This is a genomic window from Actinomycetota bacterium (genome assembly GCA_009923495.1).
Classification (GTDB): domain Bacteria; phylum Actinomycetota; class Actinomycetes; order S36-B12; family UBA5976; genus UBA5976.
The window spans coordinates 70,662-95,494 of sequence record RFTJ01000002.1; the positions used below are offsets into that span (position 1 = coordinate 70,662).

Here is a 24,833-nt window from a genome sequence, read left to right on the forward strand (position 1 = left end):
CCCAAAGTGGCAAATACTGTTGATTTGGCAAAAATGACTCTGAGTGAACACCTAGATGAGTTGCGATCTCGACTGGTAAAAAGCATTTCCGCAATTCTGCTTGGCACGCTGTTTGCTTGGTCAAGATACGAGGATATTTTTGCAGTTCTTCGTGAGCCTTTTGATCGGATTCATAAAGATCACCCAGAAACTATTCTTGCCCTAACAGGGGTTACTAGCGGTCTAGTGATGCAGTTAAATGTCGCCCTTGTCGCCGGAGTGCTGTCATCAAGTCCAATTTGGATTTTTCAAATTTGGCGTTTTGTTGCACCTGGCCTACACAAAAACGAAAAGAAGTGGTCGTTATTTTTCACCGCAGTAGCTCTACCCATGTTCCTGGCGGGATGTTGGCTAGGTTATTTTGCCTTACCAGGCACATTATCTGCCTTATTTAGTTTTACTCCAGCGGCAGTGACCAATGTAACAAACGTCGAGAACTACATCTCGTTCTCACTACACCTGACACTATTTTTCGGACTCGGATTCCTACTCCCACTGCTGATGGTTGTATTAAATTTCTTCCATATTGTTTCAGGAAAAACCTTTTTGTCTGGGTGGCGCTGGATCGTGCTTGGTGCATTCTTTTTTGGGGCGATTGCAACGCCAAATGGTGACCCACTTGGGATGGCCATCTTGGCACTACCCGTTGGAGTTCTATGTTTCGGGGCCACAGGTATTGCAATTCTGGTAGATCGCCGCAGGGCAACTAGCGGTAAAGATGACTAGTTCGCCAGCCGATAGATATGCGGCTGCAAAGGCAAGAACAAGCCTACAAAGGAGTCTGCTAGGCGGCTTTGTGGACTCGTTAAGTTTTCAGCTCGACGACTTCCAGCAAGCGGGATGTTTAGCCATCCAGGCTGGTAATGGAGTTTTAATCGCTGCTCCAACTAGTGCGGGCAAAACCGTGGTCGGACAGTTTGCTGCCTATCTGGCCTTGGCAAACCAATCTAGATGTTTCTACACAACACCGATTAAGGCGCTGTCTAATCAGAAATTCAGCGAGTTTGTGGAAATTTTTGGATCCGAACAGGTGGGTCTGCTAACTGGTGATAATTCGATTAATGGCGATGCCCAGATTGTTGTTATGACCACCGAAGTTTTGCGCAACATGCTTTATGAGAATCAACGCGATTTGAAGTCCCTATCACATGTCGTGATGGATGAAGTCCATTATCTAGCTGATCGATCAAGGGGAGCCGTTTGGGAAGAAGTTATCATCCATCTACCAGCGCATGTTCGAGTTGTAGCACTTTCCGCAACCGTTAGTAATGCAGAGGAGTTCGGTGAATGGCTCAATACAGTTCGCGGCAATACCGAAGTGGTGGTTGAGGAAACGCGTCCGACTCCGCTACACCAATCGGTGATGGTTGGTGGGACTCTTTATGAGTTGTTCAGCGACTCTCAAGGTACCCGAGTGAATCCGGAGCTGATGAGATATGCCAGAAATGAACGAACGGTACCTCGTAATCGCGGCAACCGATTTTCTAGTCGATACACCCCGTCGCGGGTTACCGTAATCGAAAAACTCGCGCAAGAAGATTTACTGCCCGGTATCACTTTCATTTTCTCTCGCGCTGCATGCGACGAAGCGGTTAATCAATGCCTGGCTTCTGGCCTGTCGCTGACAACCAGAGAGGAGCAGCTTGAAATCCGAGCGATCGTTGATAAGCGCTTTGAAAAATTTTCTGTTGATGAGCTGCGAACCTTAAATTACCGAACATGGGTAGAGGGGTTAGAGCGTGGTTTAGCAGCGCACCATGCCGGCCTGCTGCCCATCTCTAAAGAGGTGGTAGAGGAACTCTTTCAGCGGGGCCTAATTAAGGCGGTATTTGCTACCGAAACACTGGCACTGGGCATCAATATGCCGGCTAGAAGTGTCGTGCTGGAGAAGTTGATTAAATGGAATGGCAATAGCCACACACCGATTACTGCTGGCGAGTACACCCAGTTAACTGGTCGAGCGGGTCGGCGAGGAATTGATTTTGAAGGCCATGCGATTACTATTTGGCACAGCGAGCTGGACCCTCAGTCATTAGCTGGATTAGCAAGCACCAGAACTTATCCGCTCAAATCTAGTTTCCGGCCGTCCTACAATATGGCGGTAAATCTTATTGGCAAATACGGTACCGTGAAGGCCCGAGAACTACTTGAGTCCTCATTTGCTCAATTTCAGGCAGATCGAGCGGTGGTGGGAATCGCAACAGAGTTACGAAGAACTCAGCAGGCAAGCGCAGAATATTTGGATTCAGCCGAGTGTCATTTAGGTGACATGCGGGATTACATGCAATTGCGCTCAAAACTCTCTGATCTTGAAAAAGGTACAAAGCGGGATGAGGTAAGGCAGCGCCGCTTTGTAAATACAAACTTTTTAAATGACTTGAAGCGCGGGGATGTGTTCGTTTTGCGGGTAGGACGCCGAGATGGCGTTCCTCATGTAGTGCTAAATGAGGCCCAGGATGCGCAAGATCCTCGACCAAGAGTTATGTCACTAAATAAGCAAGTAAAACGCATCGGTATTTTTGACTTCGACGAACTACCGCAATTAATTGGGGTAATCAGGATTCCGCCAAGTTTTGATTCACGTTCCGTTAAAAGCAGAAATTGGTTGTCGGAACAATTAATTCGGCAAGCTAAACACAGCAAACCAGAGCACCAGTGGAAACAGTCGACTGTCCAGACTAGCGTCGAGATTGATCGTCTTCGTAAGGCAATTCGAAGTCATCCATGCCATGGGTGCACGGATCGCGAAGAACATGTCCGCTGGTACGAAAGAAATAGAGAAACGCAAAAATCCATTCGCAAATTGGAAGAGCGGGTAGCCGCTCGGACAAGTTCCATCGCTCGAGAGTTTGACCAGGTTTGCTCTGTTTTGACCGAACTAGGCTACCTATTGGAAATAACAGATGGACACGAAATTACTGAACGCGGCCAGGTGTTGCGCGGAATTTACTCAGATCGAGACTTGCTGGTCGCCGAGTGCATCGAACAGCAGGCTTGGTCTGGACTGACAGTCGAAACATTAGCCAGTGCAGTAAGTGCCTTGGTTTTTGATGCCAGACGAGATGAAGAGAACCCGATTACTATTCCCGAAGGACAACTTGGCGACGTTCTCATAGGAATGCAGCAACTTTGGGGCGAGCTGAAAGACGTTGAATCGCAGAATCGGATTGACTATCTCGCTGAGTTAGATTTTGGCTTTATCTGGCCAACTTTGAAGTGGGCTCGCGGACAAGACATAGCCAGAGTTCTCAGAAATCAGTCATTGGCGCCAGGGGATTTCGTTAGGTGGACCAAGCAAGTCATCGACCTGTTAAAGCAGATTGCCGTAACGAGTACTGATCGAGAGCTAAGCGAGCTAGCTCGCAATAGCGCAAGAAATTTAGAGCGGGGAATAGTCACGTGGTGAAAGGTCTCTATTTCGATAGTGCAACGCTTTACTATCGCGCGTTCTTTGCCGTACCAGACTCTGTGCGAGCACCGGATGGAACACCGTCAGGTGCTGTCCGTGGCTTTCTAGAAATGACAAGCACTTTGATTTCTCAGTTTCCAGCAGATCATGTGGTCTTTGCCTGGGATTTAGATTGGCGACCACAGTGGCGAGTTGATTTGATACCCAGTTACAAGACACATCGCCTTGAACCTGACGCTCGGTTAGGTGAGGGCGAAGAAGATGTTCCCGATCAGTTGTCTGCTCAGATCGATGCCATCGCCGCAATTCTTGACGCTGTGGGCGTGCCACGACTCGGAGAAGATGGATTTGAGGCTGACGACATACTCGGCTCACTAGTTGCGCAGCATAAACATGAGGCCGACATTGTGACAGGAGATCGTGATCTATTTCAATTGGTGAATGATGAATCAAAGCATCGCGTGATTTCCATCACCAAAGGTATTCGAAACCTGGTCTTTGTGGACGATTCGTATCTTTTGCAAACCTACGGTGTTACAGGAAGTCAATACTCGGCTTTTGCCGCATTGCGAGGGGACTCTTCTGATGGACTGCCGGGGGTACGAGGGATAGGCGAAAAGGGCGCAGCAGCTCTAATAGCTGCGCACGACTCGATCCCTGGATTGATGGCAGCGGTCAATGAAGTCTCTAGTGGCATCAGTAAAAGTCATCGGACAAAACTCTTGACGCAGATTGACGAATTGCCCAATATGTTGAAGGTCGTTCAAGTTCGTACTGACGCAAGGGTAACGCGCAAACTTGTGCCCGTTAGCAGAATTAAGGACAGCAGCTCCCTTGCCGAGTTGGCTAGGGACTGGGGCGTTTCTCGGCAAGTAAATGCCTTTTTGGTCGCACTTAATCTGCCGAAATTGGATAGCGTTGACTCATGATTTCTTTGGCTTATGACAAACGGATATCACGCCTGAAGCAGGCCATGGAAAGTGATGACCTCGACGCAGTTTTCATAACTCCGAGTTCTGACCTGCGGTACTTAACGGGCTATCAGGCGCTACCGCTAGAGCGACTAACCTGTTTAATAGTTTCATCTGGCCAAACAACCAAACTCCTTGTACCGCGCTTAGAACTGCCAGCGGCTCAAGTTCACGATTTAGCACAATTCGACATTGAATTAGTCGCATGGGATGAGACAGACGATCCGATCGCAATGCTGGCTAAACTCACGGGCTCAGTTTCTCGAGTGGCAGTTGCTGACACGATGTGGGCACAAAAGGCATTAGCTATCCAGAGTGCTCTTTCGGCTACGACAGTTGCGGCTGGATCATTGCTGAGCCAACTGCGTGAGGTAAAGGAAGATGCCGAGCTGTCGGCCATAGCAAAAGCAGGCTTGGCCATCGACGCAGTTCACGATCAAATGGGTAACTGGCTACGGGCGGGCAGAAGTGAACGTGACGTTGCGCGGGACATCGCGGACGCCATTGTCAGCTCGGGCCATGAACGCGTTGATTTTGTTATTGTGGCCAGTGGACCAAACGGAGCAAGCCCACACCATGAATCTTCTGACCGCATTATTGAACCAGGAGACCCAGTAGTTGTCGACATAGGTGGAACGATGCCCAGTGGCTATTGCAGCGATTCAACGCGTATGTACGCCGTGGGGACACCAAGTGCGCAATATTTTGCTAGTTACAAGATTCTGCAGGAGGCACAAAGCGCAGCAGTTGATGGGATAAGTGCGGGTATGACCGGCGCTGCAGCGGACGCAATAGCAAGAGATATTCTTACTGAAGGCGGACTGGGCGAATACTTTGTACACCGAACCGGTCATGGCCTGGGCTTAGACACTCACGAGGAGCCGTACATAGTCGCAAGTAATCAGAAACCACTGGTTGCCGGAAATGTTTTCTCAATTGAGCCAGGTTTCTATATTCCTGGCAAGTATGGAGCCAGAATCGAAGACATTGTTGCATTGACTGAGACTGGGTTAGTTAATTTCAACAACACTTCACACGACTTAGCCATTTTGTAATTATGAGTTCCACATTGATTGTTGGGCGCAGTGTCTATGCGCCTGGAGTCGTAGGCGCTCAAGCAGTACTTTTTGAAGAGGAACAAATTGTTTGGGTTGGCGACAAGTTCACCGCTCAAACTTTCAAGGTTGAGGTAGACAACTATGTGGAACACCCCGACGCATTTATCGGTCCGGGTTTTGTCGATGCTCATGTACACCTGAGTGCCACAGGCCTGCGCTTACTTGGCGCTGACCTATCTGCAGCAACAAGTTGGTCAGACCTTGCGCTACGCACTGCGAAATATCTGTCGGCTTCAAACAGCAATCGAAATTTTCTATTCGGGTGGGACGAGTCGGGATGGCCTGATGATTTCTCCCAGTTTCTTGACGCGCTGCCGCAGGCGCTTCGAGTTAAATCCTTCTATCTGGCCCGAATAGACGGGCACTCTGCAGTAGTCAACCAAATGGAAGATAGTTCTGGTCCGAAAGTGCTCTCCGGGCAAGTGCGGCAAAAATATTGGGAAGAGTATTCGAGCGGTTTCGATTCAGATTTCTACACACAAAGCATCACGGCTGCGTTAAAAAAGGCTGCTAGTTTCGGGGTTGTGAGCGTTCACGAGAACGCTGGGCCCACTGTTAGTTCAAAAGCAGACTTCCTTTCAGTTCTGTCAGTTGCCAAATCGAACGACCTTCCTGGCGTCGTACCGTATTGGGCGTCTGCAGACATCGACGAAGCACTGGCACTAGGTGCTTTCGGGGTGGCTGGCGATTTCAGTGTAGATGGGTCACTGGGTTCAAGGACTGCACTGCTAACCGAAAGTTATTCCGATCAACCGGATACTCGTGGCTTTGCACAGTTGTCAGTACCAGAAATTGCAGCACAAATTGTTCGGGCAACCCGGCGAGGAGTTCAGGCGGGCTTTCATGCTATCGGCGATTTAGCCTGTGAAAAGGTGCACGAGGGGTTTCTGCAAGCACTCACCGAAGTTACACCAGCACAGGTTCGGGCCTGTCGCCATCGGATTGAACATTTATCGATGCCAACCTGCGAAGCGCTAGAGCTATTCGCTGGACTCGGAGTGGTGGCTAGTGTTCAGCCGTCATTCGACGCCTACTGGGGCACTAAAGCGGGCATGTATGAGAGTCGGCTTGGATCTGCTCGTTTAGCCCAAACGCACCCATTCCACAAAATGATAGAAGCGGGGATGGCACTAGCCTTCGGTTCTGATTCGCCGGTGACCCAAAGCAGTCCTTGGGATTGGATTCGGGCAGCAACTACCCATAATCAGGTCGAATCGCAGATTTCTGATCGCGCAGCGTTTAATGCCGCCACTAGGGGAGGGCATCGAGCCGCGCGAAATGACGCTGCTGGTGTTATCCAGGTAGGACACCGGGCCGATCTGGCGATTTGGCAGGTAGAAAACTACAACAGTGGGCAAGCGGCTACTGTTACCCAGAGTTGGTCAACTGATCCGCGATCTGGTTTACCTGCCCTGCCAGATTTAAGTGAAGGTAACCCTGAGTGTTTACTCACGGTTCGTGCAGGTCGGGTGATTTATGACCGAGCTACGCATGTTTAATTTTCGCACGGTGTTCAAATCTATTTTTGCTGGTGTAATTCTCTATTCTTCCTTTATCTGGTCAAGCTGGGTCCTAGTTCTATTTTCCCTTGCGTGGCTATATCGGTTATTGATAGATCAGCCGCTCAAAGCCAGATTCTGGATAGTGCTCAGTTTTGGACTTGGATTCTTCGTTCCTTTGCTTCGTTGGATAGCAGTTTTAGGCACCGATGCGCATGCACTCTTGGTTTTGCTTTGTTTAAGCTTCTTCATATTCCTGGCCTTAACGCCAGTTGAAGCAAACAGCACCCGTGGAAAAATCGAATTCGCAATTATTTGGGCAGCCATTGAACTGCTGCGGAGCAATTTTCCCTGGGGTGGCTTCAGTTGGGGTCTACTTAGCTATCCCGCTAGTTCGAGCTGGCTTGCACAGTACGCAAAGATTGGCGGTAGTACGCTGGTCGCGATCGTTTCGGTATTAGTTGCTACAAACTTGGCCGAGCTCTGGAAGCAACAGACACTACGCAAATTGGTTCTAATGCTGGTGGCATACCTATTAGCAGTTGTGCTGCCTAGCCCGCCAGTGGGTGATTCGCTAAAGGTAGGGATAGTTCAGAGCGGCGTAGTTGGTTCTGAAGTCTCCGAATATTTACGCCCGGCCGAAGTGTTACGAAGGCAAATAGCGCAAACTGTCGCACACAAGGAGACCTTACGCGAGGCGGATTTTGTGCTTTGGCCAGAAAATTCAGTTAATCTCACTTCGTTTCAGGATAGTGCTGCATTCCAGATTCAAAATGCGGTAGATGTGGTCAATAAACCCTTTATCATCGGAGTGGTGCTGCAGAGAGCAGATGAAGCTCCAAGAAATCTGGCGGTTCTTTGGCAACCTAAGCTTGGACCCACTGCCTCATATGCCAAAAAGCATCTAGTTCCATTTGGTGAATACTTACCCCTGCGTAATCTTCTGGCCAGTCGAATTTCTCGTTTCGATCAAATTCCCGCAGATTTTGCTGCAGGATCAGGTGGCTCAATAGTGGAGGTTGGTGGACACAAAATAGGCTTAGCTATTTGTTTTGAAGTCGCCGATCAAGACCATCTTCAGCAATTAGTCCAAGGTGGCGCTGAGCTTCTCGTGACTCTTTCAAATAATGCAACTTACGTTGCGACCAACCAGCCGGCGCAACAATTTCAAATTTCGCGTTTTAGCTCGTTGGCCCACCAACGCAGTATGGTCATTGCCACCACAACGGGAACGTCAGGAGTAATCGCTTCAAACGGTCAAATTGTGAGCCGAATCGGCCACAATGAGGGGGCAGCAATTGTCTCTGAGGTAGACCTGGTGAACGGTAAAACCTTTGCCGATCGAAACCCGTTGCGTCTGGGACTTATTTTGGTTGTTCTTGCGGGACTTTGCTATTTAGAGAGAATTTCTCAGTTTGTCCAACGAAGAAGGGGAGCGGCAAGTCGAAAAGATAGCGCAGATAGGGTTGTCTAGTGGAAAATCCTGCGCACCTTGAACTAGGTAAGATTCTGGTAATCATCCCTACCTTTAATGAGATTGAAAGCCTGCCCCTGATAGTTACCGGATTACGTGAGCAGGTCCCTGCAGTGCACTTACTGATCGTTGATGACAATTCGCCCGACGGCACTGGCGAATTAGCCGATCAAATGGCCAATACTGACGCCAACATTCAAGTACTGCATCGAACCCAAAAGAATGGACTCGGTGCTGCCTATTTGGCCGGTTTTGCGTGGGCAAAAGCAAACAGTTTTCAAGTGGTAGTCGAAATGGATGCAGACGGCTCGCACCGCACCGCTGATTTACCAAAATTGCTTAATGCATTAGTTAACGCAGATGTGGTGCTTGGCTCACGCTGGGTTAGTGGTGGGGAAGTGGTGAATTGGCCGCTAAGTAGAAAGATTTTGTCTCGGGGTGGAAACATTTACACCAGACTACTTCTCAACATTCCCCTGCACGATGCAACCGGCGGTTTCCGAGCGTATCGAATGTCCGCACTTGATGCGATGAATGTTCAAACAGTTCAGAGTCAGGGATATTGCTTCCAAGTTGATTTAGCTTGGCGTGCGATACAAAACCACCTGCGCGTTGTTGAAGTCCCAATCACTTTCGTCGAACGCGAATTCGGCGAAAGCAAGATGGACTCCCGAATTGTCAAAGAGGCACTACGCCGGGTTACGGTATGGGGTTTGACAAAACGCCTGGACAAAATTTTGCGAATTTTTCGCGATTAGGCGCTACGCAACTGGTCAAAGTCGTGCATCTGGTGCAGCTTTAGCAAGAAGATTTGCGCCAAATCATTCTCGGTGCGGCGCTCTCGTACGATTTCATAATGCGACCTGCGGGCGCGAATCGGCTCAGGCTCTGGAATGCTCGCCCCAGGAAGAACCGCCACGAGACCGCACGCACAGTCCCAAGTGACTGGAATTTCTTCGGCATCCGCGGCAAACGGCAGGGTAGATTTGTGCCCGTCGATGCAGGTGTAGGTCACGAGCTGTACGGCTACATGATCGCCACGGTCTACTTCATAACTAACGTGACTCATTGAACTGCCACGCATTGATTCGTCCATCATGATGACCTCCCGTATTTGATTCGAGCAATCTGTTATCGCTTGTCTACCCAACGTAAATACACTCAAACAAAAAGTTCAGCCAAGCTTTTTCTAAGTAGTGTTACCCCGCCAACATCGTCTGAAAAACTCAGTTACCGGGAGAATTCTGAGTGTTACCAATAGGCGCAAAGCCAGACTAAACTCCGTGATTGAAGTCTCAGGGGCGCACACTAATTAGCCGATAAGATACATTATGTCAATCTAACAAAATCTTGCCAGTACTGATGGAATTGACGTGCGACGCACTCATTTACACCGATTCCCGGGCGCTACCCCGCGCTAGCTAATCGACTTGAAAGGCCTCAGGGCTTGGACAAGAGCAAACCAGGTTGCGGTCACCGTAAGCGCCATCAATTCGTCGAACTGGCGGCCAATATTTATTTCCGATGTTTCCCGCTGGATACGCACCAACCGTGCGCTGGTAGACATCAGTCCAGTTACCCAGAACAAACTCAGCGGTATGTGGGGCATTTACCAAAGGGTTGTCTTGGCCCTGCCAGGCTCCACTTTGTACTTCTCGGATCTCCGCTCGAATACTTCGCATGGCGAAAATGAATCGATCTAATTCTGCAAGCGATTCACTTTCTGTCGGTTCAATCATCAAAGTGCCTGGCACTGGAAATGACATAGTTGGCGCATGGAATCCATAGTCCATTAGGCGCTTAGCAACATCATCAACGGTGATCCCGCTTTCCTTGGTGATGTCACGCAAATCTAGGATGCACTCATGAGCAACTAGCCCCTGGTTTCCGCGATACAGCACTGGGTAGTCCGCCGAAAGCTCGGCAGCTAGATAGTTCGCACTAACCACGGCCACCGATGTAGCGTCTTTGAGACCTTGAGCACCCATTAAGCGGATGTAGGCCCAGGCTATGGGCAAGATGCTGGCGCTGCCCCAAGGAGCAGCACTGACCGGTCCTACCCCGCCGTCTGTGTAACCCTGCCCTAGGGGGCCCGCCTCGGGGCGAATTGGATGCGATGGCAAATAAGGTGCCAGGTGCTCTTTTACTGCCACTGGGCCAACCCCAGGTCCCCCGCCACCGTGTGGAATCGCGAAAGTTTTGTGCAGATTTAAGTGCGAAACATCAGCGCCAAATTTACCGGGTTTGGCTAGCCCCACTAACGCATTAAGGTTTGCGCCATCCACATAGACCTGACCGCCTGCATTATGAATGAGCTCGCAAATTTCTTGGACCGCAGACTCGTAGACGCCATGCGTCGACGGGTAAGTAATCATTAAAGCGGAAAGAGTCTGTGCATTCTGCTCAATTTTGGATTTGAGATCTGCTATGTCTACATTGCCTTGCTCGTCACAGGCAACAACGACCACCCGCATGCCTGCCATGACCGCAGAGGCTGCGTTCGTACCGTGGGCACTGCTTGGAATCAGACAGACATCGCGCTGTGCTTGTCCTTGCGCCTTGTGATACGCCCTAATGGCCAGCAGGCCAGCAAACTCCCCCTGAGAGCCAGCGTTTGGTTGGAGATTAACGCTGTCGTAGCCCGTAATCTCGGCTAGCCAGGTTTCGAGCTGGCGAATCATGGCTAAATAACCCTGCACAGTATCTAGTGGTGCGAAGGGATGAATCCCGCCAAACTCAGGCCAAGTAACAGCGGCCATCTCGGTGGTTGCGTTCAACTTCATAGTGCATGAACCAAGCGGAATCATTGAGCGATCTAGCGCAATGTCCTTGTCGCTCAGTCTTCTGATGTAGCGCAGCATGTCTGTTTCACTGTGATGGGAATTGAATACTTCATGAGTCAAGAAACTGCTCCCTCGAAGTAAATGTGAGGGCAAGGTTTCGAACTCTATCCCAAATTCTGGGGCAACCACTTCCCCACTGACACTCGCTATCGCTTGCCAGAGGGTCATTACCGTTTGTTTAGTGGAGGTCTCATCAAAACTAATACTGACAACATCTGCAGAAATTTCATGTACTGCAATTCCAGCGTTGCGGGCCGCTGCGACAATTGCGTTGGCCTTGCCAGCCAGTGTTACTTGTACCGTGTCAAAAAAGTCACTTGAAGTTGCTACTCCACAGTCACGAAGACCACCAGCAAATGAACTTGCCAGCTGATTTGTTCTGCGGGCTATTCGAGTTAATCCATTCGGGCCGTGATAGACCGCATACATGGAGGCAAGAACCGCTAAGAGTACCTGGGCTGTGCAGATATTGCTTGTTGCCTTATCACGTCGGATGTGCTGTTCCCGAGTTTGTAAAGCAAGACGGTAGGCCAAGTTACCTGCTGCATCTTTAGTAACTCCGACCAAGCGTCCAGGCAGTGAGCGCTCTAGGCCACTTCGCACAGCCATAAAGCCAGCGTGTGGACCACCGAAGCCGATTGGGACACCAAAGCGCTGTGTGGAACCAACAGCGATGTCCGCTCCCCACTCTCCCGGTGGCGTTAGCAGTGTAAGAGCGAGCAGATCGGTTACTGCAACTACAAGAGCGCCAGCAGCATGGGCGGTGGTAACTAAAACTCGAAGGTCGCGAACGCTACCACTGCTTGCTGGGAAACTTACCAATAATCCGAAGCACTCCTCAATTTCATCGCTACAGGTGCTCACATCAATTAGATGAATGTCTATCCCTAGTGGCTCGGCTCTAGTTTGCAACACTGCAAGAGTTTGTGGATGCGTGTCCGCATCAACAAGGAAAATGTTTGACTGTGATTTGCTCATTCGGCGAATCAAAGTCATCGCTTCTGCGGCTGCCGTTGATTCGTCTAAAAGTGACGCACTTGCGATGTCCAAGCCCGTTAAATCGGTAACCATTGTCTGAAAATTGAGTAAGGCCTCAAGGCGTCCCTGGGAAATTTCTGGTTGATAAGGTGTGTAAGCGGTGTACCAGGCTGGATTTTCGAATATGTTTCGCGCGATAACACCTGGAGTATGTGTTCCGTAGTAGCCAAGCCCGATCATTGGCGTTAACACGATATTTTTGCCAGCGAGATCGCGCAATTCGGCTAACACTTCTGGTTCCGATCGCCCAGCTGGAATTTCTAGTTCCTCAGTTAGTGCAATACCTTGGGGTACAGCAACTGCAATTAGTTCCTCTAAATTTGCATAACCAAGCTTGTCTAGCATGTGTGTCAGCTGATGTCCATCGGGACCGATATGTCGATCAGCGAAAATTTCATCTGATTTTTGTACTGAAATAAGGTCAGCCACTTTTACTCCACAACAAAGACGGATGCGTTTGCGCATCTCCCCCTCTGTTGCCGTGCTGCTTCAGAGTTGCTGATCCCGCAAGGTCCCTTTGCCTGAGAGGTTATGAGGACATTTGCCCCGTCGGCGTTGCGCTAAGCGCAAACTCTCCCTTGCAGGTTCGTAAGCAACTCTATTCTACCGCAGGACGCATGGTGCAGCGTGTTAGGCTCCTTCGCGTGCCTTACGACGCAGAGATAGCTCGTCGGTTGCGTTAGACATTGGTGCTTCCAGGACAGTTCGCTCGCTCGGTAGATGACTTAAGCTTCCGGCGACTTCACGCCAGACACCGCCTATCGCAATCCCAAAAACCGCCTGCCCATGTGCCAAGAGGTCAATAATTTCGTCTGCGGACATACAGGCATAGACGCTGACTCCATCACTCATAAGAGTAATTTGGGTGAGATCTCCTATTCCGCGAGTTCTCAAGTATTCAATGGCGGTCCGGATCTGCTGCAGTGATACGCCGGCGTCAAGCAGGCGCTTGACCACTTTGAGTTCCAAGATGTCGCGAAAACCGTAGAGTCTTGAAGTACCTGAACCCGTGGCTGGCCTAACTGTAGGTTCAACCAGACCCGTGCGAGCCCAGTAGTCAAGCTGCCGATACGTAATCCCGACTACCCCGGCGGCTACCGGACCACGGAAACCCAATTGCGAAAGCTCTGAAATTGGAGTTTGGTCAGCGAATAAACCCTGCTCTTCGGCAACAATTTGCGCCTGGGCTCTTGCTACTTCATCAGCGATCGATTCGGGTGCAGTACCCTCAAATTCGGTCATTGACTATCTCCTCGGTGAAGGTGGACCTAGTCCACGGGGAAACCTTCGGATACTCACGATATGTGCATCTCAGGTTGAGGTCAATTAACTTGACCACGACACGCCGACCGTCAAGCCTAAATCTCTACTTCAGGGTTTGTTAGACCTAAAAAAACCGTATTTTGGCTAAGAAAAGTCTTCTGGCTTGATCTGGTCCAGAAACTCGCGAAATTGCTCCAACTCTGTGTCGGTGTCGGATTCCTGCTCCTGCTCAGAAACGAATTGTCCAGCCGTGGCCATTACGTCATCACTGACATAAATCGGCACATCGGCTCTAATTGCCAAAGCCACTGCATCAGATGGTCGAGCACTTACTGCGTCATGGGTGCTGAACTGCAGGACGGCATAAAACACACCGTCTTGAAGTTCGGTCACCTCAACGCTTACCAGTTTTTCAGAAAAATCGGTGATTACATTGAGTAATAAATCGTGCGTCATCGGCCTGCTTACCGCAACTCCATCAAGGGCCATTGAGATTGCACTAGCTTCGGGCATCCCGATCCACAGTGGCAGAAATCTAGGGCTATCAATCTCGCGCAAAATCAATACTGGCTGGTTAGATGGGAACTCGATCCGAACGCCGACAACTTCTACCTGAACCATATGGCTAGTTTATGCCAGAAGTTAAAGTTGTTCGTCCAAAATTTGTCGGAGCACTAGTTCGTGCAGGCGCAAAAGTGCGTTTGAAATTTGTAGTGCCAGTTCAGCAACCTCTGCATTTGAGGCACCATTTCTACCGGAACGCGCAGCAGTTATCAGCGGAGCGAACAAATCAATTTCTCTACCGGCTGAAGACTTCACAGTTTTCAGGTGTCTTGGCTCTAAACCAAATCCTGCTAGCAAGCCAGCCGTTTCGACAATCGTCAAATCTCTGCCACTAAATAGTCCTTGCTCATCTGGTCTGATAAGACTGAAAGTTAGCAGATCCTTAACCAGGTCCTCAGCTTGCCCAGAATTTTCCAATAACTCTTCACGAGTAAGTCGAACCGCCTTAACATTGGCAGACTCAACCAAGCTGTCGGTACTAACCAGCGCACGAGGAGGTTTGGGCGTGACATCTCCAACGGCTGGTGGTTCAAGCCCTCGATCCATGGCTTCGATGTGGTTCTTAATGACCTTCAAGGGAAGGAAATGATCCCGTTGCATGCGCAGAATGTAGCGAAGTCTCTCAACATCAATAAGACTGAACTTGCGGTACCCACTTGCAGTGCGAGTTGGCGTTATCAGCTCATGGGTTTCCAGGAACCTGATTTTCGAAATAGTTATTTCGGGAAACTCTTCGGAAATTCGGTTAATTACCTCACCGATTGTAAATAGTGCATGACCAGATGCAGTGCGCGGAAACTCTTGTGCCATGTGAATTAGGCCTGACTCTGGTTTGCAATGAAAACTAGGCGATACTTACCTATTTGCACATCGTCATTATTTGCTAGCACCACTGAGTTGACCAGCCGTCGATTGACGTAAGTTCCGTTGAGGCTGCCAGAGTCAGTTAGAACCCAGCCCTGAGTCGTGAAAGTTAAAGTAGCATGCTGGCGGGAAACGGTTACGTCGTCCAAAAAGATGGAACTCTCTGGTGAGCGGCCGATTGTTACTGACTCAGGATTAGTTGCCGTCAAGGTGAAGCGAACACCTTCTAAACTTCCCCGAGTCACCACCAGCACTGCGTTGCTACCGGCCAACTCAGCGAAGTGCACTGGATTGACGATCGGTACTTCGGTGGTTTCAACTACATTAGCGATGTCGTAAATGCCTGTTGTTTGCGTGGTTGTTGGCATGGCGGCGCCGCAAGATGAACAAAAACGGGCACCCGGCTCGTTCTCATGCTCACACATCGAACAACTGGTCATTTTGGCCTTCCAATATCAACCTGTGATTTGTTGATACGCTACCGCGTCTAACAGCTCTGCGACAGCAACTTCAGCATTTTCGACAATTATGTCGGCTAGCCACCCAGACGCATAAGGATCCGAGTTAATCACTTCGGGCGCGGTCTCCACTGCGTCATTTCGGGCCGCTACCTTGCCAGAAACTGGAGCAAATATATCGCTCACGCTTTTAGTGGATTCTACTTCCCCACAATGTGCTCCAGCTGTAACGTTCTGTCCGACCGACGGCAAACTCACAAAAACTATGTCACCAAGTGCATCTTGCGCATAATCGGTGATACCAAATCGAACCGTAGTTGCATCTAGTACCTGAACCCATTCGTGTTCCGCGGTGTACTTCAAATCGCTAGGTATATTCGCCATGGCTTAAGCGTACGGCATGTGGGATTAAGGGGTCTGCAGCGGTACCGTAGCCGTGATTTCCACATCTGGTTGCTCGGCGATAACGACTCGACCGGCACCGTCCTCAACTCTAGCCACGAGCCCGCCGGGAATTCTAAGCGCCGGGCTAAGTACTGAGCTATCGCCAATCACACTAATTACCAGCGGTAATCTCAATTCGGTGCCGGACACAGAGACACCTGTTTCCGTGTCAGCAAACCAGGTGTTTGCCACCACCCGTACCGATTCTTGCGCATCTGCTATTTGAATTGCAGTTGCACCTGCATCTCGTAACTCTTGAATAGCGTCTAACAGCGTTGTGGCAGTCAGATTACGCGAAATCGTCACTGTGATGCCAGCGGCAACAATTTTCTGCGTGCCGGCCAATTGGGCTAATGCTGCTGCTCGGCGCTTCGCCTCAGTAATCGCTTGATATTCGCTACCGCCAAGCAGAGTTTGCCTGGCACTTTCGAGTCGAGACACTTCAGCCTGAAGTCGAGCTTCACGGCCGGAAAGGTCGTCTAGTACAGCTACGAGATCAGTCTGTCGAGCGTTGGCTAGAACTGAGCTTGCAGTTGAGCCGCTGATCGCCGCAGTAGTGGCAAAGCCAAGTAATACAAAAATAGTAGTAATCAAAATTTGCGTCTGATTTAGTTGTGGCGCAAGTGAGCGGCGTAACCGTAGTCGGGCTATGCGACCGGTTCGAGCGGGTCGATGTTTTGGATGCGCTGCCATGCTAAGCCTTTAGCAGATGTCGACGAATAGCGGCGACGTTAGCAAAGATGCGCATAGACAAAACCACTACGACACCCGTTGACATCTGCGAACCTACTCCAAGCTGGTCACCGAGAAATACGATGACTGCTGCCACTACCACATTGGAGAGAAATGAGATAACAAAAATTCGGTCGTTGAAAATGCCATCAAGAACCGACCGAAGTGCGCCGAAGACTGCATCAAGTGCCGCTACTACCGCAATCGGCAAATAAGGTTGGAACCAAAGTGGAACTGTCGGCCGTAGAACTAGACCCAAAATTATGCCCACAATCAGACCGAGAGCCGGGATCATTAGTTGCCTCCTAGGTAGACAGTGCTGGTAGCGGCCGGAATGGTCGCCTCGCCAATGGTTGCTATGTTCCAGAGTACGCCGTACTTGCTGGCTAACTCTTCAAGCAAGAGTCCAGCGACACCATCTCGGAAATTGCCTGCTGTGGCGTCCGCTGAATCACTTATCGCAACGATGCGATAAGGCGGTGATAGTGGGCGATAGTCCACCAATATTGCCTCCCCCGCATTTCGGATTGCCGACGATGCTGTCAGTCGCTGGCCGTTTACCGCAATCCCCTTAGCTCCAGCTGCCCACAAACCGTTTACTACAGCCTGCACATCACCGTCTAAAACTCTGCCAGGTTCTGCTACTCCTGCTGGAACTGAGAGGTCTGTTGGCGCATCGCTCAAAGTCACTTGTAGTCCAGGACCAGTTAACGGTGTGAAGCCGGTTGCTCGACGAAGTATCTCTAAACGTTTTTGTGCTTGTTCCCCCAGAGATGTTCCCGCTAGGTGCGCGCTTTCGGCGGCTGCTAGATCCGCGTTGGACTGAATTACTTGACGCTGGGCCGTCGCGACTCGTTTGTCAGCTGCCTGAATACGCTCTATCAGCGCCTCACGAGTGGCAGTTACTACATCACTATGGGTTCGCTTCTCAATGACCGCAGCGACGAAGGTTAGTGCCAGTCCAGTAGCACAAAGAGCGGCCAGTGCTTTTATGGTTCTGGAAGTATGTCTATCAGCGTTGAGCGCTTGATAATCTGAAGCGACTGCGTCGGCTAACAGAGCATCGAGTGACGGGTTACTACTCAAGATGATCCTTAACTGTAACTAAACCTCGGTATTGAACGGCATAAAGGAAGGCGCCGTACCAATACAAGGCTAACCCCCAAATTAGAAAAGCCGTGGCAACATAATGCGAGATTTCACCCAGTTTGCTGTCGAATGTTCCAAGTAAGACCAATGGAAAAGCCCACAGTAAATTCATCGTTGCCGCTTTTCCGACAAAATGTACGGGAAATCCTGAGTAACCCCTCCTCTTGAGCAGTGCAAGCAGGATTGTCATAAAAAAATCGCGACCTAAGAACGCCAGAAGCAAGAAGATCGACAGCTCCTTGTTAACCACAAGCGCAACGATGGCTGCAGTTACATAAAGTCGATCAACAAGCGGGTCGAGTAATTCGCCGATTCTAGTGCGCTGATTTAATCTCCTAGCCGCATAGCCATCTAGCCAGTCAGTCGCACCGCTGGCGAACAACACAACGATTGCAAGTCCGTAGTTTTGGCGAAAAACTATCAGCCAATAGAAATAAGGTACTCCAATTAGCCGCAACACACTCAGGCTATTGGGAACATTAAAGTTTCCACTTTTCATTCTCAACTATTGACCCAATTCAGCAATTACCGATTCGGCAACTGCCCTAACCGAGAGTCGTTTGTCCATAGCAGCCTTCTGTAGCCAGCGGAAAGCTTGCTGCTCATCTAATGAGAGCTTTGATTGCAGAAGGCCCTTTGCCCGATCTAGTATCTTTCTCGTCTCGAGAGACTCAGCAAGACTATCGCGCTGAGCGCCAAGTGATTTTAGATCCGCAAATCGACTAATGGCAATCTCGATTGCTGCGACTACATCTGCTTCGGTGAATGGCTTCATGACATAGCCCATAACACCTGCACTACCTGCCTGTGCGATGACATCGGCCTGACCAAAGGCAGTGACAAGAACGACTGGAATGTGCTCACGAATGTTATGAGCAACTTCAATGCCGTCAAGAAGCGGCATTTTGACATCTAGGACGGCGACATCAGGTGCTAACTCTTTTATCGCCTGTAGGGCGGCCTTTCCGTCACTGGCCTGACCTACAACTTCGTAGCCAGCGTGTTCGAGCAACTCCACGAGGTCCATGCGAATTATTGCTTCGTCATCTGCAACGACTACCCGAGTTCTAGTCATAGACCTAGCCTATGTGCACAACACCCCTTCAGCACGATAACCTAGAAGTCACGCCCTGGTACTCCAACTGGTAGAGAGCGCGGTCTCAAACACCGTTCAGTGTGGGTTCGAATCCCACCCAGGGCACTACAAGCTCGAAATATTTGATCTGGTTAGGGCAATTTGACCCAACAATCCATTCAGAAATTTCGCTGACTGTTCGGTGCTTAAACTTTCAGCAATCTCCATAGCCTCTGCGACAATCACACCCGTGTCCAAATCTTGTTTCCAGGACAATTCAGCAACCGCAACACGAGCTATAGCCCGGTCAAGTGCAGGCATCCGGTTTATCGTACGTTCCGTTAGGTGTGTTGAGATTAATTCATCTATTCGGCCCAAATTTGCCGTGACCAGGTCTACAAGCTCAGTGGCGTACTCGTTTACTTCAGGATTGCGCTCAAGGACAGATTGCGCGGATACCGAGCGTTGCTCGCTTTCAAATAGCGCTTCAATCGCTCTTGAGCGCGCCTTACTTCTGGTTCGCACTTAATTGACACGTCCAAGGTAGGAACCGTCTCGGGTATCCACTTTTACCTTGGTGTCTGATTCCAGAAATAGGGGAACTTTAATTTCTGCACCTGTCTCAAGTGTTGCCGGTTTTGTCCCGGCACTGGATCGATCACCCTGCAAACCTGGTTCGGTGTACACCACCATCAATTCCACACTGGCAGGAAGTTCGACATACAGCGGCACACCCTCATGTATAGCCACTACGGCTTCTTGGTTCTCGAGCAGGTATTTTGCTGCGTCTGCGACTGTGACATCAGAAACTGGATATTGGTCGTATGATTCCAAATCCATAAACACCCAATCGGTGCCATCTCGGTACAAGTACTGCATGTTTCGCTTGTCCACATTTGCGGTCTCAACAGAAACGCCAGCGTTGAAGGTCTTGTCCACCACTTTGCCCGACAGAACATTCTTCAATTTGGTGCGAACAAATGCCGGACCTTTGCCAGGCTTAACGTGCTGAAATTCGACCACCGTCCAAAGCTGACCGTCGATGTTGAGCACAAGGCCGTTCTTCAAATCATTAGTACTTGCCACGCTGGTCTCCTTGGTTACTTCCCTATTTCTATTAAGTCGTATGAGTAATCAGTTAAAGTTCGGTAACCATAACTAGTTACAACCACAGTATCCTCGATTCGAACGCCACCTTGGTCCGGGAAGTAAAGACCGGGTTCGACGGTTAATACAGTGCCTGGGTCAAGTGTATCGTCAAGTTTGTTCGATAAGAATGGGTCCTCGTGTATCTCCAGCCCTACCCCATGTCCAAGTCCATGACCGAAGTTAGTTAAGAGCCCAGCTTTCTCGAATTCCACCATCGTAGGCTTCACCACCTCGCTGGCTGTGACACCACCTGTTAGAACTGATCTCGAATTTGTTTGAGCCGATAGCACCAAGGAATAAAGATCCTGTTGCCATTGATTAGGCTTGCCAGCCACGAATGTTCTGGTGCAGTCGCTGTGATAGCCCGACACTCTTGCACCGAAATCAATTTTTAGTAAGTCACCTTGACTGAGCGCTCGACCTGTTGGCTGGTGGTGCGCAATAGCACTATTTGGACCAGAGGCTACGATTGTTTCAAAACCGATTGCTTCAGCGCCTAAATTTAACATCTCAAATTCAAGTAAGCGAGCAATCTCTCTCTCGGTGCGTCCAATCAAATTAATTGAAGTTACCTGGTTCAGGGCGGACGTTGCGATCTGGCAAGCCTGTTCGATCAAAGCAATCTCGTTTTCATCTTTTACTACTCGAAAAGACTCAATGCCTACAGCTGAAACTTTTATCCGATTTGGTGCAAGCAAATCACTTAGTCGATTAAAGGCACCAACTGTTAGGTGGCGCGCTTCTATTTGCAGGTCACTTCCCTTGGCAAGTTCAGCTGCCCCCTTGAATAGGTCAGACGAAATCACGATATTGACGTCAAAACATTCTGAACTTGCTTGAATCGCATAACGACTGTCAGTGAACAATGTGGCATCTGATTGAGTCAACAAAACTATGCCATTTGAGCCACTGTAACCACTTAGATATCGAACATTCGCAGGCTTAGTAACCAGCAGTGCTTCGTCAGCGGGCAATACATCTTGAACACGGGTAATTCTTGAGGTCATAGCAAAGTAGACAAAGCCTGAAGTCCAAGGAGATATGATTGAGCGCCAAATCCCGCTATTGTGCCCGTGGCAACTCCAGACACCAGTGAAGTGTGTCGAAATTCCTCTCTTGCCAGCGGATTACTCAAGTGAACTTCAATTAGTGGGCTGGTCAACATGGCAGCTGCATCTCGGATGGCAACCGAAGTATGTGTGTAGGCGGCTGGATTTATGATTACTGGCAAATTATCTGCGGCAGCTTCTTGAAGCCAATTGATTAGATCTACTTCGTCATTTGACTGGCGAAAATCAACTTCCAGTCCAAGTTGCTGGCCATATGTCATGCATGCCGATTCAATATCAGCCAAAGATTGACTGCCATAGACCTCTGGCTCACGTTGTCCAAGACGATTCAGGTTAGGACCATTAAGAACAAGTACTCTAGGCATATCGCTCCCCTTTTGCCGTTAGTTCGTAGGCTGCATAAAGTGCGGACAGGTCAGGCCCTTCTAGCAGGCGTGGCCTCGCCACATCCTCAAGGACGACAAATCTCAATAAGTCGCCCCGAGATTTCTTATCGATGCGCATGGCCGCGTACAGGTCGTCCCAGTTGTCCGACCGGTACGAAGTTGGCAGACCGACTTCACGTAGAATTCTGATGTGTCGGTCCCGGATTTCAGCTGAAAGAACTCCGCAAAGATGAGCTAAGTGGGCCACGTAAACCATCCCGACTGATACTGCCGCTCCGTGTCGCCATCGGTAGCCCTCGGCTCGCTCTATCGCGTGTCCAAAAGTATGACCGTAATTTAGAATCTCTCGACCAACAGATGTACCTAAAGTTTCCTTAAGGTCTGTGCTCACCACATCAGCCTTCACCTGGATTGCCCGCTCAATTATCTGTGCCGTATGTTCCCACTCGGAACTTGATGCACCCGCTGGACTACCTTCGATGAGTTCTAGAATTTTTGGGTCGCGGATGAAACCTGTCTTGATAATCTCTGCTAGTCCACTTATGTAGTCATCCCGCGGAAGCGACTTCAGAGCATCCAAATCACATAGCACTGCAACAGGAGAATGAAAAGAGCCAACAAGATTTTTACCTGATTCGGTATTGATACCAGTCTTTCCACCAACAGCAGCATCGACCATGCCAAGCAAAGTTGTAGGGATGTGTAGCACTTTAATGCCGCGTAACCAAGTTGCAGCGACAAAGCCTGCAAGATCTGTAGTAGCGCCGCCACCTAGCGAGATAATTAAGTCGTTTCGGGTAAAGCCTGCTTGACCCAATTTGGTCCAACAGAATTCGACGACAGAAGAATTCTTTGCTGCCTCACCATCGGGAATCTCAAGCGCACTCACTGTTACCCCGGCTAAAGAACTCCGCAGGAATTCCACAGTCAGCCTTAAAGCCGCCGGATAAATGATCGCAACGCGATCAACTCCTGTTAAGAAATTCGCAACCTGTCCAAATAGTCCTCGGCCAACTATCACGGGGTATGAGACATCCGCATGCACTTCTATCGTCTTCATAATCCTGCCTGACTAGAATTCATGCTCTTCATTATTTCAGCCACAACTTCATCTGGAGTTAACTCAGATGTTTCTACTTGGTGTTTTGCAACCTCGCGATACAAAGGTTCCCTAGCTTGCATAAGATCGGCCAGTTGCCCCCGAACATTACCTAGTAGCAAAGGGCGGTTGCGATTTAAGCCAACGCGACTGACGGCCTTAGCTAGGTTGGCGACTAGCCAAATGGTCTGGCTATTTGCAACCAGTTTTCGGGTGTCCTGATTAAGCAGAGCTCCACCGCCTAATGAGAGCACTTTGCCATCGCCTTTAAGCAAATCGGCGATAACCGTAGCCTCTAAGTCTCGGAATGTTTGTTCGCCGTCCTGAGTAAAGATTTCGGAAACTGTCTTGCCTGCGAGTCGTTCTATTTCAAAATCGCTATCAAAGAATGGTCGCTCGAGAGCCTGACCAAGTAAGCGACCCACTGTTGTCTTGCCTGCCCCTGGTACTCCTACGAGCACAATGTTAGTCACGTCTGAAACTCGCAATGTTGGCCAAGTAGCCAGAGACATTACGCGCAGTTTCGCTGACATGATCGCCACCGAATTTCTCGAGTACCGCCTGCGCCAAAACTAGGGCCACCATTGCTTCTGCTACCACGCCAGCGGCCGGGACAGCGCAAGCGTCAGATCGTTGATTGATTGCTGTTGTTGCCTCGCCAGTAGCAACATCAACAGTTGCTAATGCCTTGGGTACCGTCGAGATGGGTTTCATTGCAGCCCGAACACGCAGCATCTCCCCAGTGCTCATGCCACCTTCAGTACCGCCACTACGAGACGTGTGCCGACGCAAGACCCCATCATCGTTAAAGATTTCATCGTGTGCCGCAGACCCTCGCCGGGTTGCTACCGCAAAGCCATCACCAATTTCAACACCTTTTATGGCCTGAATTCCCATCAACGCAGCAGCTAATTGAGAATCCAACCTGCGGTCCCAATGCACATGTGAACCCAAACCAACCGGTACACCGTGTGCGACAACCTCAACAACACCGCCTAAGGTATCCCCATCATCATGTGCAGCCTTAATCTCAGCCTGCATAGCCTGGCTATCTGATGGGGCGAAGCATCGAACGGGATCGTCGTCAATTTGCGCTAGGTTGGAAATACTTGGCGTCGTTGTGTTTGTCGAAAATACCGAACCAATGGCAACTACGTGACTTAGAATTTCTATGCCAGCAACTTGCCGCAAGAATCTTTTGGCGACTTCGCCCAAAGCTACTCGGGCCGCTGTTTCTCTGGCACTGGCCCGTTCCAAAATTGGTCGAACGTCATCCAAGGCGTACTTCTGCATACCTGCCAGATCAGCATGCCCGGGTCGAGGGCGAGTTAGCGGAGCATTGCGAGCTAAGGAAGCGAGCTCTTCCTGCGGCACGGGGTCAGCAGCCATCACTTTGTCCCATTTGGGCCATTCAGAGTTCGCAATCGAGATGGCAATCGGCCCACCCATAGAAAGTCCATGCCGGATGCCGCCGGTTAGCGTGACCTCATCCTGCTCGAATTTCATCCGCGCACCCCGGCCGTAACCAAGTCGACGTCTAGCCAGGGCGGCTTGAATATCTGATGTAGTCACTTCTATGCCAGCGGGTAAACCCTCGATTACGGCAGTCAGGCTCGGGCCATGTGACTCTCCAGCGGTTAACCAACGCAACATGCCTCTATTGTTTCATGTTCGGCGCTACTAAGGCTAATCAGACACTGAATAAGGAGTAGCCGACTCCGATGACGACTGCAAGGTACATGAAGGGTCCAAAGGCAATTGCAGTTTTACGATTTAACCTGCCTAGAACGAGCAAGCCAGCCGAAAATAGTCCCGCTAGAGAAAACATAAGCCAAACTATAACTAGCCAGTTTTGTGAACAGTACCAGCCAATAATCAAAGCGCAAGCAATCGCAAATTTGACATCACCCATCCCTAATTGGCCTCTACTTAGCAGGTACAGAGTGCAGAAAATGCAGATGATGTAGGCAAGAACTTGAAAGGTACTTAGAACTCGCACCCACTGATTAGAAATCACGGCCCAACCCATTTCAATGAGTAGCACCAGGGTGGCCAAGATAAAATTTGCTTGATTGGGCAATCGATGTGTTTTAACATCTACCCAACTCAGTAAAGCGCCAAGCACCACAAAGATGTAAAACGGTGCGAACTCAATGATGGAGATCATTTGAACGACCCTGCAAAAAGGG

General features: G+C 49.8%; 27 protein-coding genes, 1 tRNA gene and 1 riboswitch. Of the genes, 8 read left to right on the plus strand and 20 right to left on the minus strand.

The window, feature by feature from the left end; genetic code table 11:
- The first annotated feature begins 6 nt into the window (after positions 1-6).
- The 7 genes from tatC to EBS36_01550 are packed head-to-tail and all read left to right on the plus strand — an operon-like array spanning position 7 to position 9,268.
- Positions 7-765 carry a twin-arginine translocase subunit TatC gene (gene tatC, locus EBS36_01520; GenBank protein ID NBU31839.1) on the plus strand — a complete coding sequence of 253 codons (759 nt, stop codon included), beginning with the start codon at positions 7-9 and terminating at the stop codon, positions 763-765.
- Positions 758-3,445 (plus strand): DEAD/DEAH box helicase, encoded by a 2,688-nt coding sequence (locus EBS36_01525; GenBank protein ID NBU31840.1) that lies wholly within the window; start codon positions 758-760, stop codon positions 3,443-3,445. Before tatC ends, EBS36_01525 begins: the two co-directional genes overlap by 8 nt.
- Entirely contained in the window at positions 3,439-4,377 is a 939-nt protein-coding gene (locus tag EBS36_01530; protein NBU31841.1) for a 5'-3' exonuclease, read from the plus strand. The genes EBS36_01525 and EBS36_01530 overlap by 7 nt, the downstream gene beginning before the upstream one ends.
- Positions 4,374-5,474, plus strand: a complete 1,101-nt coding sequence (locus EBS36_01535) for an aminopeptidase P family protein (protein ID NBU31842.1) — start codon at positions 4,374-4,376, stop codon at positions 5,472-5,474. The genes EBS36_01530 and EBS36_01535 overlap by 4 nt, the downstream gene beginning before the upstream one ends.
- Positions 5,475-5,476: 2 nt before the next feature.
- Complete coding sequence (locus EBS36_01540; GenBank protein ID NBU31843.1) at positions 5,477-7,036, plus strand: amidohydrolase; 1,560 nt, start codon at positions 5,477-5,479, stop codon at positions 7,034-7,036.
- Positions 7,014-8,510: an apolipoprotein N-acyltransferase gene (lnt, locus tag EBS36_01545; GenBank protein NBU31844.1), complete on the plus strand. Its 1,497-nt coding sequence runs from the start codon at positions 7,014-7,016 to the stop codon at positions 8,508-8,510. The genes EBS36_01540 and lnt overlap by 23 nt, the downstream gene beginning before the upstream one ends.
- A gap of 32 nt (positions 8,511-8,542) precedes the next feature.
- Positions 8,543-9,268 carry a polyprenol monophosphomannose synthase gene (locus EBS36_01550; GenBank protein NBU31845.1) on the plus strand — a complete coding sequence of 242 codons (726 nt, stop codon included), beginning with the start codon at positions 8,543-8,545 and terminating at the stop codon, positions 9,266-9,268.
- On the opposite strand, the gene EBS36_01555 is transcribed toward EBS36_01550, so the two are convergent.
- The 12 genes from EBS36_01555 to EBS36_01610 all read right to left on the minus strand — a co-directional run bounded on the left by EBS36_01555 (position 9,265) and on the right by EBS36_01610 (position 18,940).
- Entirely contained in the window at positions 9,265-9,609 is a 345-nt protein-coding gene (locus EBS36_01555) for an RNA polymerase-binding protein RbpA (protein ID NBU31846.1), read from the minus strand. The two genes, EBS36_01550 and EBS36_01555, sit on opposite strands and share 4 nt — an antisense overlap.
- A gap of 322 nt (positions 9,610-9,931) precedes the next feature.
- Positions 9,932-12,856 (minus strand): glycine dehydrogenase (aminomethyl-transferring), encoded by a 2,925-nt coding sequence (gcvP, locus tag EBS36_01560; protein NBU31847.1) that lies wholly within the window; start codon positions 12,854-12,856, stop codon positions 9,932-9,934.
- Positions 12,857-12,890: 34 nt separating this feature from the next.
- Positions 12,891-12,980: riboswitch (glycine riboswitch) on the minus strand.
- Between the two features lie 41 nt (positions 12,981-13,021).
- The gene (locus EBS36_01565) at positions 13,022-13,633 is read right to left on the minus strand and encodes a MerR family transcriptional regulator (protein NBU31848.1); all 612 of its coding nucleotides are present in this window, start codon (positions 13,631-13,633) and stop codon (positions 13,022-13,024) included.
- A 165-nt stretch (positions 13,634-13,798) separates the two neighbouring features.
- On the minus strand, positions 13,799-14,275 hold the full coding sequence (locus EBS36_01570) for a bifunctional nuclease family protein (protein NBU31849.1): 477 nt from the start codon (positions 14,273-14,275) through the stop codon (positions 13,799-13,801).
- 21 nt (positions 14,276-14,296) lie between these two features.
- Entirely contained in the window at positions 14,297-15,028 is a 732-nt protein-coding gene (locus tag EBS36_01575) for a MerR family transcriptional regulator (protein ID NBU31850.1), read from the minus strand.
- Between the two features lie 5 nt (positions 15,029-15,033).
- Positions 15,034-15,522: an FHA domain-containing protein gene (locus EBS36_01580; protein NBU31851.1), complete on the minus strand. Its 489-nt coding sequence runs from the start codon at positions 15,520-15,522 to the stop codon at positions 15,034-15,036.
- 15 nt (positions 15,523-15,537) lie between these two features.
- Positions 15,538-15,924, minus strand: a complete 387-nt coding sequence (gene gcvH / locus EBS36_01585) for a glycine cleavage system protein GcvH (GenBank protein NBU31852.1) — start codon at positions 15,922-15,924, stop codon at positions 15,538-15,540.
- 24 nt (positions 15,925-15,948) lie between these two features.
- Entirely contained in the window at positions 15,949-16,677 is a 729-nt protein-coding gene (locus EBS36_01590; protein ID NBU31853.1) for a DUF881 domain-containing protein, read from the minus strand.
- 1 nt (position 16,678) lies between these two features.
- Positions 16,679-17,011, minus strand: a complete 333-nt coding sequence (locus EBS36_01595) for a DUF1290 domain-containing protein (GenBank protein ID NBU31854.1) — start codon at positions 17,009-17,011, stop codon at positions 16,679-16,681.
- Positions 17,011-17,808, minus strand: a complete 798-nt coding sequence (locus EBS36_01600; protein NBU31855.1) for a DUF881 domain-containing protein — start codon at positions 17,806-17,808, stop codon at positions 17,011-17,013. The genes EBS36_01595 and EBS36_01600 overlap by 1 nt, the downstream gene beginning before the upstream one ends.
- Entirely contained in the window at positions 17,795-18,364 is a 570-nt protein-coding gene (locus EBS36_01605) for a CDP-alcohol phosphatidyltransferase family protein (GenBank protein NBU31856.1), read from the minus strand. Before EBS36_01605 ends, EBS36_01600 begins: the two co-directional genes overlap by 14 nt.
- A 6-nt stretch (positions 18,365-18,370) precedes the next feature.
- Positions 18,371-18,940: a response regulator gene (locus tag EBS36_01610; GenBank protein NBU31857.1), complete on the minus strand. Its 570-nt coding sequence runs from the start codon at positions 18,938-18,940 to the stop codon at positions 18,371-18,373.
- Between the two features lie 52 nt (positions 18,941-18,992).
- Between EBS36_01610 and EBS36_01615 the strand changes: the two genes are divergently transcribed.
- A tRNA-Leu gene (locus tag EBS36_01615) sits at positions 18,993-19,069 on the plus strand.
- On the opposite strand, the gene nusB is transcribed toward EBS36_01615, so the two are convergent.
- Genes nusB through EBS36_01655 form a run of 8 tightly spaced genes read right to left on the minus strand, consistent with a single transcriptional unit; the run spans position 19,067 to position 24,811 of the window.
- Positions 19,067-19,465: a transcription antitermination factor NusB gene (gene nusB / locus EBS36_01620; protein NBU31858.1), complete on the minus strand. Its 399-nt coding sequence runs from the start codon at positions 19,463-19,465 to the stop codon at positions 19,067-19,069. The two genes, EBS36_01615 and nusB, sit on opposite strands and share 3 nt — an antisense overlap.
- Positions 19,466-20,026: an elongation factor P gene (gene efp, locus EBS36_01625; GenBank protein NBU31859.1), complete on the minus strand. Its 561-nt coding sequence runs from the start codon at positions 20,024-20,026 to the stop codon at positions 19,466-19,468.
- Between the two features lie 14 nt (positions 20,027-20,040).
- The gene (locus EBS36_01630) at positions 20,041-21,096 is read right to left on the minus strand and encodes an aminopeptidase P family protein (protein ID NBU31860.1); all 1,056 of its coding nucleotides are present in this window, start codon (positions 21,094-21,096) and stop codon (positions 20,041-20,043) included.
- Positions 21,093-21,524, minus strand: a complete 432-nt coding sequence (aroQ, locus tag EBS36_01635; GenBank protein ID NBU31861.1) for a type II 3-dehydroquinate dehydratase — start codon at positions 21,522-21,524, stop codon at positions 21,093-21,095. The genes EBS36_01630 and aroQ overlap by 4 nt, the downstream gene beginning before the upstream one ends.
- Positions 21,517-22,605, minus strand: coding sequence for a 3-dehydroquinate synthase (locus tag EBS36_01640; GenBank protein NBU31862.1), 1,089 nt, complete (start codon positions 22,603-22,605; stop codon positions 21,517-21,519). The genes aroQ and EBS36_01640 overlap by 8 nt, the downstream gene beginning before the upstream one ends.
- Positions 22,602-23,156 (minus strand): shikimate kinase, encoded by a 555-nt coding sequence (locus EBS36_01645; GenBank protein ID NBU31863.1) that lies wholly within the window; start codon positions 23,154-23,156, stop codon positions 22,602-22,604. Before EBS36_01645 ends, EBS36_01640 begins: the two co-directional genes overlap by 4 nt.
- Entirely contained in the window at positions 23,110-24,297 is a 1,188-nt protein-coding gene (aroC, locus tag EBS36_01650; GenBank protein ID NBU31864.1) for a chorismate synthase, read from the minus strand. The genes EBS36_01645 and aroC overlap by 47 nt, the downstream gene beginning before the upstream one ends.
- A 37-nt stretch (positions 24,298-24,334) precedes the next feature.
- A complete protein-coding gene (locus EBS36_01655) occupies positions 24,335-24,811 on the minus strand; it encodes a hypothetical protein (GenBank protein NBU31865.1) in 477 nt (158 codons plus the stop codon).
- Positions 24,812-24,833 lie beyond the last annotated feature (22 nt).

Coding starts and splice junctions, on each gene's coding strand:
- EBS36_01580 (NBU31851.1), bottom strand. CDS start 15,522: ATGACCAGTTGTTCGATGTGTGAGCATGAGAACGAGCCGGGTGCCCGT.
- EBS36_01525 (NBU31840.1), top strand. CDS start 758: ATGACTAGTTCGCCAGCCGATAGATATGCGGCTGCAAAGGCAAGAACA.
- EBS36_01605 (NBU31856.1), bottom strand. CDS start 18,364: ATGAAAAGTGGAAACTTTAATGTTCCCAATAGCCTGAGTGTGTTGCGG.
- EBS36_01565 (NBU31848.1), bottom strand. CDS start 13,633: ATGACCGAATTTGAGGGTACTGCACCCGAATCGATCGCTGATGAAGTA.
- aroQ (NBU31861.1), bottom strand. CDS start 21,524: ATGCCTAGAGTACTTGTTCTTAATGGTCCTAACCTGAATCGTCTTGGA.
- EBS36_01610 (NBU31857.1), bottom strand. CDS start 18,940: ATGACTAGAACTCGGGTAGTCGTTGCAGATGACGAAGCAATAATTCGC.
- EBS36_01630 (NBU31860.1), bottom strand. CDS start 21,096: ATGACCTCAAGAATTACCCGTGTTCAAGATGTATTGCCCGCTGACGAA.
- EBS36_01570 (NBU31849.1), bottom strand. CDS start 14,275: ATGGTTCAGGTAGAAGTTGTCGGCGTTCGGATCGAGTTCCCATCTAAC.
- gcvP (NBU31847.1), bottom strand. CDS start 12,856: ATGCGCAAACGCATCCGTCTTTGTTGTGGAGTAAAAGTGGCTGACCTT.
- EBS36_01590 (NBU31853.1), bottom strand. CDS start 16,677: ATGGCAGCGCATCCAAAACATCGACCCGCTCGAACCGGTCGCATAGCC.
- EBS36_01595 (NBU31854.1), bottom strand. CDS start 17,011: ATGATCCCGGCTCTCGGTCTGATTGTGGGCATAATTTTGGGTCTAGTT.
- EBS36_01540 (NBU31843.1), top strand. CDS start 5,477: ATGAGTTCCACATTGATTGTTGGGCGCAGTGTCTATGCGCCTGGAGTC.
- gcvH (NBU31852.1), bottom strand. CDS start 15,924: ATGGCGAATATACCTAGCGATTTGAAGTACACCGCGGAACACGAATGG.
- EBS36_01535 (NBU31842.1), top strand. CDS start 4,374: ATGATTTCTTTGGCTTATGACAAACGGATATCACGCCTGAAGCAGGCC.
- EBS36_01575 (NBU31850.1), bottom strand. CDS start 15,028: ATGGCACAAGAGTTTCCGCGCACTGCATCTGGTCATGCACTATTTACA.
- EBS36_01645 (NBU31863.1), bottom strand. CDS start 23,156: ATGTCTCTGGCTACTTGGCCAACATTGCGAGTTTCAGACGTGACTAAC.
- EBS36_01655 (NBU31865.1), bottom strand. CDS start 24,811: ATGATCTCCATCATTGAGTTCGCACCGTTTTACATCTTTGTGGTGCTT.
- aroC (NBU31864.1), bottom strand. CDS start 24,297: ATGTTGCGTTGGTTAACCGCTGGAGAGTCACATGGCCCGAGCCTGACT.
- EBS36_01640 (NBU31862.1), bottom strand. CDS start 22,605: ATGAAGACGATAGAAGTGCATGCGGATGTCTCATACCCCGTGATAGTT.
- lnt (NBU31844.1), top strand. CDS start 7,014: ATGACCGAGCTACGCATGTTTAATTTTCGCACGGTGTTCAAATCTATT.
- EBS36_01555 (NBU31846.1), bottom strand. CDS start 9,609: ATGATGGACGAATCAATGCGTGGCAGTTCAATGAGTCACGTTAGTTAT.